This is a genomic window from Pseudomonas sp. NFACC16-2 (genome assembly GCF_900119205.1).
GTDB classification, from domain to species: domain Bacteria; phylum Pseudomonadota; class Gammaproteobacteria; order Pseudomonadales; family Pseudomonadaceae; genus Aquipseudomonas; species Aquipseudomonas fluorescens_Q.
Genome location: NZ_FPIX01000001.1, coordinates 282242 through 297806 on the forward strand (window position 1 = coordinate 282242; position 15565 = coordinate 297806).

Genomic DNA, 15565 nt, shown 5'->3' on the forward strand with positions numbered 1-15565 from the left:
CAACGCGACCGTCGGCCGTGTGGGTAAAGCCCGAGCGCCGTCAGGAGCTGACGAGCAGGGGGATATGCACGCGAACCCGGACACCTTGGCCGGGCTGGCTGTCGATGGTGACTTTGCCGCCGAGCATCACCCCCCGCTCACGCATGCCAAGCATACCTAGCGTACCTTTAGGCAATAGCATCGGGTCGAACCCCTGGCCGTTGTCGCACACCTCTATCAAGACGTAGTCGTCTCCACTCACGAGGTGGATCACCACCAGGCTGGCCCGTGAATGACGGGCAACGTTGGTCAGCGACTCCTGAATCACCCGAAAAGCTGCGGTGGCGCGTTCATCGTCGAGTTTTAGTCGAGTCGATGGCACGTGCAATCGACAGGCTATACCGGTGCACTGCAAAAATTCGGACACCAGCCATTCGAGCGCTGGAATCAAGCCCATGTTCAATGCAGCGGGACGCAGGCTGGTGGCGACGTTGCGCACGACCTCGATTGTCTGGTCGGTCCGCGCCATCAGCGCCTGGACCCGTTCCACCAGCGCGGGATGATCGTGACCAAATTGCAGGCGTAGCATGGAAATTCCCATGCGCAGCGCAGTGAGTTGTTGACCCAGCTCATCGTGGATCTCCCGGGCAATGCGCTTTCGCTCCTCTTCCCGCGTGGCTTCGCGATAGCTCGATAACTGGCGCAGTTGACCATTGGACTCTTCCAGGCGCCGCTCGGCGGCACGCATGGCGCTGATATCGCGACCGACGGCGAGAACGCTGAGCAACCGCCCACGTCGGTCATATTCAATGACGGCGCGAACCTGATGGCACATGATCTGCTCATTTTGTGAGAGCGGTGTTTCGTAAGTGAACTCCTCGTCGAGAACGTCGCCGTTCTGAATGATCAGCTCTAGCTTGTCTTGAAAAGATTGTGCTGTTGGCGAACTCGGTAATGCGTCACTGAAGGTCTTGCCAAGCAGTTCGCTCAGCGTTTGTTTGAGCACCCTTTGCGCCGCCGGGTTGGCGTATAGAAAACGCCCTTGCGGGTCGAAGCGAGCGATGACATCCGGAGAGTTCTCCACCAGCGCACGAAACTCTTGCTCCCGTGCATGCACAACACGTTCCGTGTGTTTACGCTCGGTGATGTCGCGTGCGATACCGACGATTCGCCGGATTTGTCCATCGACGCCTGGCACGGGGATCAGCGTCGTATGAAAGGCCAGGTGCCCGCTGGGCAGATCGAACTCATCTTCTTTATCAAATGGAACACCGCTGCGTACGCAGTGCCGACACCTTTCGATGGCAATCGCCACGGCAAAGGGCGCGAGCGTTTGATCCAGGGTCCGGCCCAACAGTTGCGCACGCCCCATGCCGATACGCCGCTCAAAAGCCGGGTTGACCTCAACAAAGCGAAACCGTCCATCTTCGCTGACATCCAGAAGAAACAGGGCGTCCAGAGAACCATCAAAAATGTCCCGATAGCGTTTTTTGCTCTCAAGCAACAACGTCTCGGCACGTTTGCGCTCGATGGCAATGGCAGCCAAGTGGCTGGCTTGATGGATCAGTTTGAGATCGTCCTCCGAAGGCCGCCCCGGTTGACGCAAATAAACACAGAAGGTCCCAAGCAGCTTCCCTAGCGAATCCTGGATAGGTCTTGACCAACACGCACGAAACCCGGCCTCTATCAGTCGTTCGCGCAAGGCACTACGGCAGGGGGCCGCGACCAGATCCTCAGTGATCACCGCCGAGCCACGCCAAGCGGCCGAGCCACAAAAACCGACATCCTCGCCGATCCAGACTCGGCCAAGGGCTTGCACACATGGGTGCGGCAGTTGTGAAACCGAGCCCGGAATCAAATACCGGCCATCGTCGTCCGCCAACATGACGCAGGCAATAAAGTCCGCCCGCCCCTGCTCGATAAAACGGGTCACCAGCGCCAGAACTTCCGGTAACGGAGCCCCCTTCGCCAACTGCTCGAAAAGGCATAGCCTGGCCTCTTCCAGGCGCTCGTGGCGCTTGAGCGCGGTGATGTTATGCCCTTTGGCCAATACACTGACAACCTCGCCGCCCACTCCGCGCTCGGCAATCAGTTGAACAGCATGCACCACCACTTTTCCGCTTCGCGCACAGCGCCACTCCAAAACTGTTTCCACCGGCTCGCCAGTGTCGATCACCTGACGTAACAGGTTCTGATACTCAGTTACCGGCAGGTCTGCGCTCCAGCCGGCTTCAAGCTCGGTATGTAACGCCTGGGCGACGGGAATTCCGGTCTCGCGCTCAAAGGCGGGATTGACGTAGGTTCGTCGGCCGTTCAGGTCATAGCGAATAATCAGGCTCAGCGAGTTCTCTGCCAATGTGCGAAACTGTTGCTCACTCGTCAGCAAGCGATTTTCCATGCGCCTGCGCTCGCTCACGTCGCGACTGATGCCAACGATGCGATAGATGATGCCGTGTTCGTCCCGTACGGGAATGAAAGTCGAATGCAGGGCGATGAGCCCGGCAGGCAATTCGAGTTCACTTTCCCGTTCTATGATCTGGCCGCAGGCCAGGCAATCCCTGATTGCGGCCATGACCTTTTGACCGGCGTGCGGAATGACATCGCCGAGACAGCGGCCTATCAACTGTTGCCGGTCGATCCCCGAGGTTCGTTCGAAAGACGCATTGACCGCTATGTATCGAAATTGTCGATTATCGGTGACCTCCAACAGATACAGGCAATCCGATGAGTTATCGAAGACCTCCTGGTAACGAGCCGTACTCTCCAGCAAAGCCTGCTCCATGCGCTTGCGCTCGCTGATGTCGTGCAGGAAACCCACCCAAAGAACCGCACCACCAGCTTCTCGTGTCGGTTTGGAGCGACCCTCCAGCCAGATCTCGCCCTTTTTTGGATGGCATACGCGGTATTCGCATTGCCAATCATTTAACGTACGCGCCGACTCGGCAATCGAATCCCGGACCCGGCCAACGTCCTCAGGGTGAAGCCGCTCAAACAGAACATTGGCGTCCCGCTTCACCTCTTCCGCGGTCACGCCATAGTATTCTTCATAACAGGACGAGACCCAGGGCACAGAGGCGGTACCGTCACTGTTCAAGCGAAAGGTGCCTATAATACCTGGCGCGGTTTCAACGATCCGTTGCAACCACTGGTGCTGTCCCAGCCCCTCATCCACCGGGACTTCAATCGGAACGATCTCACACAGCGACAACGTCCCGACCGCGATCATCTTGCTTCGTCCGAGCAATAGGCTGCCATCTTTGTGCCGATAATGCCGATCAACAAGCGAGCCTGGGAGATGAATGAGCAAGGCTTGGCCATCCTGAGGCTTTCGGCTCAACCATTCAGTAGGATCGAGTAGCTCCGAAAACGGTGCACCGAGCAGTTCCGGCAGGCTGTAGCCGAACAGCTCGGCAAAAGCGTCATTCACTTTTAGCATCCGGCCCTGGCCATCGAGCAGGACGAGCGCCGAGGACACCAGTTCGAACGTCGCATCGAAGAGTTGGGCTTGCGCTATCCGGGCGGTCAAAGCATCCGTTTTCATAGAGAAAATCATGTGCACTTCGCTCAAGAGCTGCTTAAGGGGGAGTCGTCTGGTCAGGGGGACGAAATTGGGCAGGCAGACAAGGCAACATCAACTATGCGTTATCCCCCCTTTTGTCAATAACGGGAGCTGTTTGACACTGTCAATCATCGGGTGGAGCGGCTGACAGTAATTAGCCCGTATGCAAGAAACATCGATCGCTGCATCACAATGCCGACGCGGGCAGCATCGAACGCGGCGCCACGCGGTCCAGCGCAGCAGCATCCACCTTGCCAATAGGCCCAGCTCGAAAAGTCGCGCTAGGAATCTCGATCACGTCGCCTCTTCGGAGTCGGCCTTGCTGGCTATGTTGACTCACAAGGAGCCATCAGCCCAATCAAGCGACCCTCTGTTTTTGGATCAGGAACAGCGCTACCAGGATGACCACGGACAGCGGAACGACCCACCGTTCGATTCCATCGAACGCAAGCTGCAACTCTTCGACCGCCGAGAGCATCGAGATGGCCGGGGTGATCATGCTGTCCCCGTAAAACAGTGCCGCGCCGAACAGCCCGAGCAATACCAAGACCCTGCTCATTTTGGGAAACGGTGCCGCAGCCCGACGTGCCAATGCGGTCAAGGCCATGATGCCCCCCTCGCCCTGGTTGTTGGCGCGAAGGATGAACAGCACGTACTTGATCGAGACGACCCAGATCAGTGACCAGAAGATCAACGACAGAATACCCAGTACACCGTCCTGGTTGGCCTGGACGCCGTAGTGACCGACGAACACTTCTTTGAGTGTGTACAGCGGGCTGGTGCCAATGTCCCCATAAACCACGCCCACCGCGGCGACGAGCAAGCCCACTCCTGATGTTTTGGTATGGGAGTCTTCATGGGCGGGAATCGCTGCTTCGCTCAAGGGCTACGTCTATAAAATTACGGGGGGAAGTGTATGCCATCCTCGTGCAATACGATTTGCCAAGGCCATTGGAAATGCAAGGCGCCCGGACGATCTGAAAATCGCGGCCAGTATCATTCCAGGCCATAACACTACCGTAAAGAAACCGTAAAAACTTACATTCCCCGTTGGTCGGTCATCGTCAGGACTGCGCGTTAACGCTTCCCATCACGGGCATTTACGCGTTATCGCGCACGCTCTATAGCAGCAGCCCAGCGAGGGATCGTGGCAATTTTCAGCGCATTTACGACAGCATCCCGCTAAGAACGGAACGCATCAACCTTGAGCCCAAACCGACTCATTTTGTTGTACAACCCGCCACGCGACACATTCAGCCGTTGAGCAGCCAGGCGGATGTTCCCGCGCGTATCCTTGAGGGCGGCGATGATGGCATTCATCTCATGGGTGCCCAGGTCCGGCGCCATCCGCGGCCCAGGGGCACTTCCCCATGTCGATGGGCGCCCTCGCTGCCTGATTTCCAAGGCAAGATCGCTCGGCTCGATCAGTTCAGTCATCGCCAGGTTGGTCGCCCGCTCAATGACATTTTCCAGCTCACGAACATTGCCTGGCCAGTGATAGGCGCCAAGCATGTCCAGCGCCGCGGGCGAAAGGTCCTGCATCGACTTGCGTAGCGACCGGGCACATCGCGCGAGAAAATGCCGCGCGAGCAACGGTACATCTTCGCGGCGCATCCGCAGTGGCGGCACCGTCAGGTTCAGCACGTTGAGCCGGTAGTAAAGGTCCTCGCGAAAGGCGCCTTCGGCCACGGCCTGGCTCAGGTTGCGATGGGTGGCGGCGATGATGCGCACGTTGACCCGCAGCGATTTTTTCGCCCCCACCCGTGTCACCTCGCCTTCCTGCAGGACACGCAACAGGCTGACCTGCGCATCAAAGGACATGTCACCGATTTCATCGAGGAAAATCGTCCCACCATCGGCCAATTCGAATTTGCCCGCCGACCCACCGCGCGCCGCTCCGGTGAAAGCGCCTTCGACATGTCCAAACAGTTCGCTCTGCACCAGGTCACGGGGAATGGCGCCGCAATTAACCGCCACAAAAGGCCCCCCACAACGGTCACTGCCATTATGGATGGCCTGGGCGAACAGCTCCTTGCCAGTGCCGCTCTCACCGAGGATCAGCGTGGTCGAATCACTGCGACTGGCAACCCGCGCCAGGTGCAGTGCATCCTCAATCGCCTGTGAACGGCCGAGGATGGTTTCGAAGGTGTAGCTGGCCTGGGTGCCAATGATCCGCCGGGTGATTTCCCGGATGCGTCGGTTCTCGCGCAACGACACAATCCGCCCGCCTTGCTCCAGCGGGCAGACCGACACCAGGCAGGCCAGATGGCTGCGGTCGGGCAATTCAAAGGTGCAGTCCAGGTCGCGCACGCCATCCCCGCCCGCGAGCAGGACTGCATCGGTCAATTCGCTCTGGCCCAGGCTCTTGAACGGACTGCCGAGCAGGTCATGGCCGACGCGGAACAGTTGTCGCGCGTAATGGTTGAGGGCCTTGATGCGGCCCTGCTCATCCAAAACCACCAAGCCCTCGTTGAGCACCTCAAGGACTGTCTGTTGTTCTTCCAGCAAGGCTTGCAGCGCCATCTGCCTGGAGACCGCCTCGGCCGCAGCCTGGACGGTGCCCAGCGTATGGAAATGAAACCAGCCGGGCTCTGCCGTCAAGGTCAACATACCCAGCGTCCGGCCTTGGGCATCGCGGATTGGCGCGGCGGCGCAATGCATCCGACGCTGGCGCAGGCCAAATCCGAAGTTCTCCTCGGCCAGCACATACACCAAACGGTCTTCGACAATAGCCAGCCCGGTGCAATTGGTGCCCTGTACCGACTCCAGCAATCGACTGCCTATGGGTGTGAGGTCCAGGCCACAGAAATACAACGTCGTGCCTTCGGCATCGGTCAGGTTGATATGGCCCCTGGGGTTATAGGCGAGCAAACCGCGCATGACTTGCGCCGCAGCAGCGATCAGCACCCGGTTGGCGGCCAGTGTCGCGGTCAGGTCGGCAGGCGCGACAAAACGGTACTCGCCGTCTTCTGGGTCGAGGCCGGCATGGACGCTGCGCAACCAGGATTCCCAAATCACCCGGCGGATCCCCGCAGGCCGTTCGATAGCCCCCTGCAAACACGCGCGCCAAGCCTCATCCAGCGCAGTGCCTGGCCCTTGGTTCAACGACGCGGGGCCCAGCGTGGTGAGGTAGTCACGGTCTTCGGCGCTCAATGCTGCAGGTTGCTGGTTCATGATTCGGCCACATGTTCATATTTTCGACATGTCAGTATAGACATGTCATTTAAATGAACATGATTTTGAATAGAATTGAATAAAACACTTTTAATATCAATTAGTTAACTATTGGCACAGCGCTTGCTCCCTGCTTGCACAGACGAGGCCATTCTTAGCGCCGAGTCGCAAAAACAATAAAGGGAGTCATGTTCATGAGCACATCCAAGACCCTTCGCCTTGGCCTCATCGGCGCCGGCCGCATGGGCAGTTTTCACGGCCTGACCGCCGCCCGGCACATCCCCGGCGGCTGCCTCGCCGCCATCGCCGACCCTACGCCCGGCCAAGCCGCACGCTTGGCGGCAGAACTGGACGTGCAGAAGGTCTATACCGACCCACAGCAATTACTCGATGACCCGGACATCGACGCCGTGCTGATCGCCGCTCCGGCCCGCAGCCATGCCGAGTTGGTGATCAGTGCGGCCCGGGCCGGCAAAGGCGTGTTCTGCGAAAAACCGATGGCCATCACCCTGGACGAAGCCGACCGCGCCATCGCCGCCGCTGCCGACGCACGGGTGACGCTACAAGTCGGCTTCAACCGTCGCTTTGCCAAAAGTTTCCGCACCGCTCACCTGGACGTGGTTGCCGGTCGGATCGGTACGCCACAACTGCTGCGCTCGCTGACCCGTGACCCAGCGCTGAACAACCCGGCCGCGTCGCCGCAATGGGTGATCTTCCTGGAAACCCTGATCCATGACTTCGACACCTTGCGCTACCTGAATCCGGGCGCCGAGGCGGTTGAGGTTTTTGTGATGGCCGATGCCCTGATCGCACCGACCTACAAGGACAAAGGGTTTCTCGACACTGCGGTGGTCACGATCCGTTTCGATAACGGCGCCATCGCCACGGCCGAGGCCAATTTCCAGGCCGTGTATGGCTACGATGTCCGCGGCGAAGTGTTCGGCAGCGCTGGCATGCTGACCATGGGCAACGTCAACGACTCCGACTTGCTGCGCTACCTGGCCAATGGGGTCCAGGCCGACACCCAGCGCATGGACACCGACCTGCTGCGGGATGCCTATGTGGCTGAGCTCAACCACTTCGCCAACTGCGTGCGCAGTGGAGAAAAACCTCTCGCCAGCGGTGAAGACGCGCGGGCGGCACTGGCCATTGCCCGTGCCTGTATCGAGTCCTTCCAACAGGGCAAAGCGGTGCGCGTGCAAGGAGCACGGTCATGAGTTTCATCCCGTTCAAACTGGCGATCAGCGCCGAAATGGTCTTCCTCGACCTGCCCTTCATCGAGCGTGTCAAACGCATTCATGCCCTGGGCTTCAGCGTCGAGATATGGAACTGGACGACCAAGGACATCCAAGCCCTCGTAGCGAGCGGCGCGGACTTCACCTCCATGACCGGCTACATCTCAGGCAACCTGACCGATCCCGAGGGCATCCAGCAACTGCTCGACAGCGCCCAGGAATCCTTGGCGGTCGCCGCTCAATTGAGCTGCCCGAGCCTGAACCTGCATGGCACCGGCCTGGGTGACCAGGGCCTGCCGGTCAACCCCGTGGCCCGGACCACCGGGCGCATGTGGTTGAACGCCTGCAAGACGCTGGAAAAAATTGCCCGCCTGGGCGAAGACGCAGGCCGGGTGTTCCTACTGGAAAATCTCAACACCGCAGTCGACCACCCGGGTACGCCGTTCGCCCGCGCTGACGATACCCTGGCGCTGATCGAAGCCGTGGGCAGCCCGCATCTGAAGATGAACCTGGACCTCTATCACGCACAGATCGGCGAAGGAAACCTGATCGAACTGATCCAGCGCGCCGGCAACGCCATCGGCGAAATCCAGGTCGCCGATGTGCCGGGGCGCATGGAGCCAGGCACCGGTGAAATCCACTATCCCGCCATTGCCAAGGCCTTGTTCGGCATGGGATACAGCGGTGTCGTCGGCCTCGAAGGCTGGGCCAGCGGTGACAGCGAGATCGCGCTGGAGCGTTTCCGGCAGGCCTTCACGCTTGATGGATAAAGCCGCGCCGTGTTCAAGACGTGCGGCAGATTTTCATCTCTTGGTGACGTACAACTCATAACAACAAAAGGACAATCATCATGCGTCGTTGCACACTGCTTTTCGCCACCCTGCTGTTGCTGTTCAGCCAATGGGCCGCCGCCGACTACCGCATCGGCGTCAGCATCGCCAGGGTCGACGACAACTTCATGACCTACGTGCGTAACGGCCTGGACGAGGCCGCGAAAAAGGAAAACGTGAAGATCCAGTTCGAGGACGCCCAAGGTGACGTGGTGCGCCAACTCAACCAGGTCCAAGGCTTTATCAACCAGAAAGTGGACGCGGTGATTGTCCTGCCGGTGGACACCTCCGCCACGGCCAATATCACCCGCGCCGCGGTCGAAGCGAAGACGCCGCTGGTCTACGTCAACCGTCACCCGGACGAGCGCACCTTGCCCAAAGGCGTCGTCACGGTGGCGTCCAATGACATCGAGGCCGGACAACTGCAGATGCGCTACCTGGCCGAAAAGCTCGGCGGCAAGGGCAACCTCGCGATCATCATGGGCGACCTGGCACAAAACGCCACCCACGACCGCACCGAAGGCGTCAAACAGGTGCTCAAGGACTATCCCGGCATCAAGATCGTCGAGCAGCAAAGCGCCGAGTGGCAGCGCAACAAAGGGATGGACCTGACCAGTAACTGGCTGCTGGCGGGCAGTCGGTTCGACGCCATCGTCGCCAACAACGACGAGATGGCCATCGGTGCGGCCATGGCCTTGCAGCAGGCCGGCAAAACCAAGGGCGAGGTCGCCATCGTCGGGATCGACGGCTTGCCCGATGGCCTGGCGGCGATCAAGCGCGGGATGCTGGTCGCCTCGGTGTTCCAGGACCCCAAGGCCCAGGCGACCAGCGCGGTACAGGCAGCGCTCAAGATGATCAAGGGAGAACCGGTGGAAACGGACGTCTGGGTGCCCTTTCAGTTGATCAAGCCTGAGCAGTTGGCGGTGTTTGAGCAACATTACAAGTAGCGACAGGCCCCTCATTTCGCCGCGATCCCGGCCAGGGATCAGCGGCGACTTGCAAGCCCAAATCCTATTCTTTGCAGGACGACCTCGCTAACCGGTCTACTTCCCTCCGGTCACATCCAGAAAGGTGCCCGTCACAAACGAAGCCTGCGGCCCCGCCAACCAGAGAATGGCCCGCGCCACCTCCTCCGGCTGGCCGCCACGCCCCATGGGGATCGTCTCCTTCACCCGGTCGACTCTGCCCGGCTCTCCGCCACTGGCATGCATCTGGGTGTAGATATGCCCGGGGCGAACGCAGTTGACCCGAATACCCTCCCGGGCCACTTCCTTGGCATAACCGGTCGTGAACGTTTCAACCGCTCCCTTGGACGCTGCGTAGTCCACGTATTCATTCGGGCTACCGAGGCGGGCTGACGCTGAAGAGATATTGATGACGGCACCGCCAGGCCCGCCATAACGGTAGGCCATGCGTCGGGTCGCGTGTTGCGCGCAGAGCATCGGGCCCAAGGTGTTGACCGCAAAGATTCGCTGCATGCGCTCGAAGCCGAGATCTTCCAAGCGAGATTGGCGTGCCAATATCGAAGCGTTGTTGACCAGCACATCGAGTCGTCCGAAGCACAGGTCAAGGGTGGCGAAGAGTTCGGCGACCTGAACTGGGTCGGCGTTATCGGCACGTACCGCCAAGGCACGGCTCCCCTTGGCCTCGACTTGCGCTGCCACCACCGACGCCGACGCCTCATCGGCGATGTAGGTCAGCACGACGTTGTAACCTTGCTCAGCGGCCAGCAGGGCCGTCGCCGCCCCGATCCCGCGCCCGCCTCCGGTGATCAGGATCACGGGGTTTTGCGAACGGTCATTCATGGTCAATCCTCACAGCCCAATGAAAAAAGTGGCGTCAACCGATCACCAGCGTACCGAGCGCAATAACGGCGCAGGCCAGCAGCTTGCGCAAGGTCAATGCTTCGCCAAGAAAGGCGTACCCGATCAACGCGGCGAACATGACACTGGTTTCCCGCAGGGCGGACACCGCTCCCATCGGGGCATGGGCCATGGCATAGATCACGACGCCGTAGGCCAGCAACGAAACCAACCCGCCAGCGAAGGCTGCGGCGATACCTGGCCGCCAGGCAAAGAGGCTGCTGGCATCTCGCAGTCCGATATAAACCAGGGGCATCATCACGCCCCACAACAGGCACATCCAGGCGGTGTAGGCCATTGGCGCCCCGGAAAGGCGAACACCCATGCCATCGACGACGCTGTAGGCGGCAATGAAAAAACCGGTTCCCAGTGCGTAGGGCAAGTCAGGTAACGCCCGCCGGCGCCCGGTATAAGCCAGCGAGAGGATTCCGGTCGACACCAACGCAATACCTAGCAGACCACTCGGCGCCACCCGCTCGCCCGCGAACAGCGAAGCGGCCAGGACGATCAGGATCGGGGATACACCGCGGGCGATTGGATAGGTCTGGCCCAGGTCGCCGGACTTGTAACTGCGCACCAGGAACAGGTTGTAACCCACGTGCAATACAGCGGAGAGTCCGACGCAGAACCAGCTGGCACGGGCGGGCGGCGCCAGCAGCGCCGCCACGATGACGCTCGCCAAGGCTATCGCCACGCACATGATGGTCATGGACCACAAACGGTCGGTGCCCCCGCGCAGCATGGCATTCCAACTGGCGTGCAGCAGCGCGGCGAACAAGACGAGGCAGATGATGTGTAAAGGCATGCATCATCCTAGACCGATCGAGTAGCGCCAAAAAAGCAAAGTTTCCTCATCCCCGCATGAAGAAAACCTCATGCATAAGCGTGCTGCGCATCCAGGGCCTGGGTAATCAGCCAACGACGAAAGTGGGTGATATGAGGCTGGGTCTCGATCCCCTTGGGGCATACGAAGTAATACGCCAGGGGCGATGCACACGGCAGTTCGAAAAGCCTTTCAAGACGGCCGTCATTGAGTTCGGCTTCGACATGCCCGCTGCGTGCCAGCGCGATCCCTTGTCCCAGGAGCGCCGCCTCGATGGTCATATTGGTATCTGCGTAGCGAATGCTTTCCTTCAAACTCGTGACCTCGACGCCCACCTGGGCAAACCACTGCTCCCATTTCGGCACCAACGCTGCGCCATCGCGCGTAAGCAGCGGATAGCGCAGCAATTCGGCGGCCGTTTGAGGCGTACCAAAGCGTGCAAGCAACGCTGGGCTGGCGACCGGGAAAATCTGCTCGCGGAACAGAAATTCTGAAAACAGCGAAGGAAAATGCCCGTTGCCCAGGCGGATAGCCACGTCCGGGTCTGTCGTCGAGAAATTAATGGGGCTATCGGTACTGTCCAGGGTAAGCAGAATTTCCGGATGCGCTTGCGCCAAGTCAGGCAGCCTGGGCAGCAACCACTTCAAGGCGAAAGAATAGGTCGTGCTCACGCTCAGCCGCTGTCGCCCGTTCTGCTCGCGCAGATCGGCCAAGGTGGCCTCGAGCTTCATGAAGAACTCCCGCACGATGGGCGCAAGCGCTGCGCCTGCCGAGGTCAGGTGCAGCGAGTTACCACGATGAAACAGTTGCAATCCCCAGAGCTGTTCCAAATGCTTGAGCTGGTGGCTCACTGCGCTCTGTGTGACATGCAACTCCTCTGCTGCCGCGGTGAACGTGGCGTGCCGCGTAGCGGCTTCAAAGGCGCGCAGGCTCGAAGAAGGAGGGAGGTTTCGCATGATGGTCCCTTCTATGAGTAAACGCTCATGCTAGCGCCTTTGCATCGCTCGTTGTAGGCACACTGTTCGTCGAGCGCTTAGTTAAGTTCTCGACGGTTTCTTCTTCAAGCTTTCGGGGATGTCAGCGCATAGACCGTCCATGAACAGGTCCATCAGTCTGGGAGAGCCGACTTCTCCGTGCCTTGACTGGCAACAATCAGCTGTAGACTCAATCGGTCGACGCAACAGAGGCCGAATAGAACGGCGTTAGTACTACTGTAATGCTGGGCCTTTACGCTTGGTCAATCGTTGTTGTTCGTAACCGGTGCACGTTAGTGTTTAACGCGAAAAACAATCATACCGGGACTTTTAAGTCCACGCCCAATGCCAGAGCAAATGCCTTGACCAAGGGGCTGCGCACTATGTTATGGCGCAGTATCAGACTGAACGGCGTGACGATGTTGAACAGGTCCGGGCGCACCGCGCGAAACTCGCCCCGCGCGACCATCGGCGCGGCGTAATGCTGGGGCAGGAAGCCCAGGAAACACCCTGTTTTGATCAGCAGTGCAACGGCCTCCACCTGGGTTGCCGAGGCGGAAAAGCTGTCGTAGTGGGCAAATTTCAGTTTGTCGCGATGAATCGCGTAGCGATGGTTGATGCACTCGTAATCCTTGAGCACATTTTCCCCCATGTCCGCGTCCGCCATGGAGAACAGCGGGTGGCCGAGCGCGCAATAAACCTCCGAGCGCTCTTCGTATAACGCGTAGTAATCGAACTCTTCGCGCTTTTGATAAATCGGCACAATTCCCGCCACCAATCGCCCCTCGACGACACCTCTTTCAACCTCATCAAGTTGCGTGGCCTGAAGTTGAAACCTGACCTTGGGCGACTGTTCATTTATATGCTTAAGCGCGGCAACTAACGGCGAATTGGAATCAGAGATCGTATTATCAATAACCCCCACGCCAAGATCGCCGACAAGTTCATTTTGTGCGGAACTAAGACGATCGCGGAAATTGTCAACCGAGGCAAATAAATCTATTGACGCCTGATATACCAGACGCCCTTCTTCTGTCAGGTGAAACCCCTCTCGCCCCCGCGTGCAAAGGCGCATGCCGATACGGATTTCCAGATCGGAAATCTGTTTGCTAATGGCTGCCAACCCTACATTCAGCTCATTTTGCGCAGCACTGAAGCCTCCTGCCTCGACCACGGCCTTGAACACCTTGAGCAGTTTGAAGTCCAGCCCACTGAGGGCTAACGGTGCCCGTTGCAGCGGTTTCGGCGGCGGGTTTCCGGAATTGGAAAGTGGGGTTTCCATAATGCTTATTTACCTCTGGCGCCCTATCCAACAATCTGTGTCCAACAACAAAAAATATAGCTGGCCTAATAATAATGAACACAGAAAACCAGCCTTGGCAACCGCCAATAAATCCCAGGCCTCCATGCCAAACCACTGATCTCGAAACATTAAAAGCTGACACTTCGATCAGCTCTCGCCCCGTTGCAACTGCCCCTTGAAAACTGCTCTGGCCCGATTTCGCACGCCTATTTTCCGGCGACGTTTGGGCCCGGATTACCCATTTCAGTTCGCGTTACTGACGAGGAAAACAACAATGGCCCAAACCACCGACCGTCTCTGGGGTGCTCGCTTCAAAAGCGGCCCTTCCGCAGCCCTGGCGGCCCTCTCCCGTTGCCCTGAGCGTTACTTCCGACTTACCCCGTATGACCTCGCCGGCTCCAAGGCCCATGCCCGGGAATTGCAGCGCGCCGGACTACTGAGCGAGCAAGAAACCCTGACCATGCTCGACGCCCTGGAACGCATCGGCGCGGACTACCGCGCTGGCGGCATCGCCCCGACCCTGGATGACGAAGACGTCCACACCTTTATCGAGCGCCTGCTGACAGAACGCCTCGGCGCCCTCGGTGGCAAGCTGCGTGCCGGTCGTTCGCGCAACGACCAGACCGCCAACGACCTGCGGCTGTTCCTGCGTGACCACGTGCGCACCCTGGCCGTTGAAGTGCTGGGTTTGCAGCAGGCACTGGTGGACCAGGCCGAGCAACACATCGAGACTATTTGCCCCGGCTTCACCCACCTGCAACAGGCACAACCGATCGTGTTCGCTCATCACCTGCTGGCCCACGCCCAGTCGATGCTGCGCGACGTGCAGCGCCTGGTGGACTGGGACGTGCGTACGTCACTGTCGCCACTGGGTGCGGCGGCCATGGCTGGCTCGGCTATCGCGCGTCTGCCTCAGCAATCGGCAAAGGAAATGGGCTATAGCGGTGTTTGCGAAAACTCCATCGACGCCGTTGCCAGTCGCGATCACGTCGCCGAGTTCCTGTTCATCGCCAGCATGCTCGGCATCAATATCTCGCGCCTGGCCGAAGAGTTTTGCCTGTGGTCGTCGCGGCAGTTCCGCTGGGTCGCGCTCGATGACGCCTTCGCCACCGGCAGTTCGATCATGCCGCAGAAAAAGAATCCAGACATCGCCGAACTGGCACGGGGCAAGGCCGGACGCCTGATCGGCAACCTGACCGGCCTGCTGTCCACCCTCAAATCCTTGCCACTGTCCTACAACCGCGACTTGAGCGAAGACAAGAACGGCGTGCTCGACAGCGTCGACACCCTGTTGCTGGTGCTGCCGGCCATGGCCGGAATGGTTGCGACCATGAAGGTCAACGTCGAAGAACTGCGTCGCCAGGCACCGCTGGGCTTCACCCTCGCCACCGAAGTCGCCGATTGGCTGGCAGTGCGCGGCGTGCCGTTCAAGGAAGCTCACGAGATCACCGGCGCGTTGGTCCAGGCTTGCGAGAAAAACGATATCGAATTGTGGGAAGCCTCCTCCGCACTGCTGGCGGAAATCGACCCGCGCCTCACACCGCAAGTGCGCGAAAGCCTGACCCTCGAAGCCGCCATCGCTGCCCGTAGCGGCTGGGGCGGGACCGCGCCACAACAGGTGCGCGAACAGATCGGCCGGTTGAAAACCGCCCTCGCCGCCCAGCAGCAATGGACCGAGGACTATCAGGGCTTTCGCCTCTGAAGCGGCACGCAAAACCTGTGGGAGCGAGCTTGCTCGCGATTACGGCTTCACCTTCAACATCAACGTGGACTGACCCACCGCTATCGCGAGCAAGCTCGCTCCCACAGCGATAGCGCCGAAACCG

General features: G+C 59.6%; 10 protein-coding genes and 1 pseudogene. 4 read left to right on the forward strand and 7 right to left on the reverse strand.

Going from position 1 to position 15565, the window contains the following annotated elements; all coding sequences use genetic code 11:
- Positions 1 to 40 precede the first annotated feature (40 nt).
- The 3 genes and pseudogenes from BT116_RS01100 to BT116_RS01110 all read right to left on the reverse strand — a co-directional run bounded on the left by BT116_RS01100 (position 41) and on the right by BT116_RS01110 (position 6712).
- Positions 41 to 3520: a PAS domain S-box protein gene (locus BT116_RS01100; RefSeq protein ID WP_170845911.1), complete on the reverse strand. Its 3480-nt coding sequence runs from the start codon at positions 3518 to 3520 to the stop codon at positions 41 to 43.
- Positions 3521 to 3899: 379 nt separating this feature from the next.
- A pseudogene (locus tag BT116_RS01105) lies at positions 3900 to 4421 on the reverse strand (KUP/HAK/KT family potassium transporter); the annotation flags it as partial.
- Positions 4422 to 4720: 299 nt separating this feature from the next.
- Positions 4721 to 6712 carry a sigma-54 interaction domain-containing protein gene (locus tag BT116_RS01110; protein WP_072339263.1) on the reverse strand — a complete coding sequence of 664 codons (1992 nt, stop codon included), beginning with the start codon at positions 6710 to 6712 and terminating at the stop codon, positions 4721 to 4723.
- 194 nt (positions 6713 to 6906) lie between these two features.
- Here BT116_RS01110 and BT116_RS01115 point away from each other — a divergent pair, with 194 nt between their 5' ends.
- The 3 genes from BT116_RS01115 to BT116_RS01125 all read left to right on the forward strand — a co-directional run bounded on the left by BT116_RS01115 (position 6907) and on the right by BT116_RS01125 (position 9724).
- Positions 6907 to 7929: a Gfo/Idh/MocA family oxidoreductase gene (locus tag BT116_RS01115; protein ID WP_072339265.1), complete on the forward strand. Its 1023-nt coding sequence runs from the start codon at positions 6907 to 6909 to the stop codon at positions 7927 to 7929.
- The gene (locus BT116_RS01120) at positions 7926 to 8717 is read left to right on the forward strand and encodes a TIM barrel protein (RefSeq protein ID WP_072339267.1); all 792 of its coding nucleotides are present in this window, start codon (positions 7926 to 7928) and stop codon (positions 8715 to 8717) included. Before BT116_RS01115 ends, BT116_RS01120 begins: the two co-directional genes overlap by 4 nt.
- An 80-nt stretch (positions 8718 to 8797) precedes the next feature.
- Positions 8798 to 9724 carry a sugar ABC transporter substrate-binding protein gene (locus tag BT116_RS01125; RefSeq protein WP_072339269.1) on the forward strand — a complete coding sequence of 309 codons (927 nt, stop codon included), beginning with the start codon at positions 8798 to 8800 and terminating at the stop codon, positions 9722 to 9724.
- Between the two features lie 96 nt (positions 9725 to 9820).
- Here BT116_RS01125 and BT116_RS01130 read toward each other — a convergent pair whose 3' ends face one another.
- The 4 genes from BT116_RS01130 to BT116_RS01145 form a co-directional block, all read right to left on the reverse strand.
- Positions 9821 to 10582 carry an SDR family oxidoreductase gene (locus tag BT116_RS01130; protein ID WP_072339271.1) on the reverse strand — a complete coding sequence of 254 codons (762 nt, stop codon included), beginning with the start codon at positions 10580 to 10582 and terminating at the stop codon, positions 9821 to 9823.
- Between the two features lie 34 nt (positions 10583 to 10616).
- Positions 10617 to 11444, reverse strand: coding sequence for a DMT family transporter (locus BT116_RS01135; protein ID WP_072339273.1), 828 nt, complete (start codon positions 11442 to 11444; stop codon positions 10617 to 10619).
- Positions 11445 to 11512: 68 nt separating this feature from the next.
- Positions 11513 to 12418, reverse strand: a complete 906-nt coding sequence (gene gcvA / locus BT116_RS01140; protein WP_072339275.1) for a transcriptional regulator GcvA — start codon at positions 12416 to 12418, stop codon at positions 11513 to 11515.
- Positions 12419 to 12752: 334 nt separating this feature from the next.
- On the reverse strand, positions 12753 to 13718 hold the full coding sequence (locus BT116_RS01145; RefSeq protein ID WP_072339277.1) for a LysR family transcriptional regulator: 966 nt from the start codon (positions 13716 to 13718) through the stop codon (positions 12753 to 12755).
- Positions 13719 to 14013: 295 nt separating this feature from the next.
- Between BT116_RS01145 and argH the strand changes: the two genes are divergently transcribed.
- Positions 14014 to 15441 carry an argininosuccinate lyase gene (gene argH / locus BT116_RS01150; RefSeq protein ID WP_072339279.1) on the forward strand — a complete coding sequence of 476 codons (1428 nt, stop codon included), beginning with the start codon at positions 14014 to 14016 and terminating at the stop codon, positions 15439 to 15441.
- The last annotated feature ends 124 nt before the right edge of the window (positions 15442 to 15565 follow it).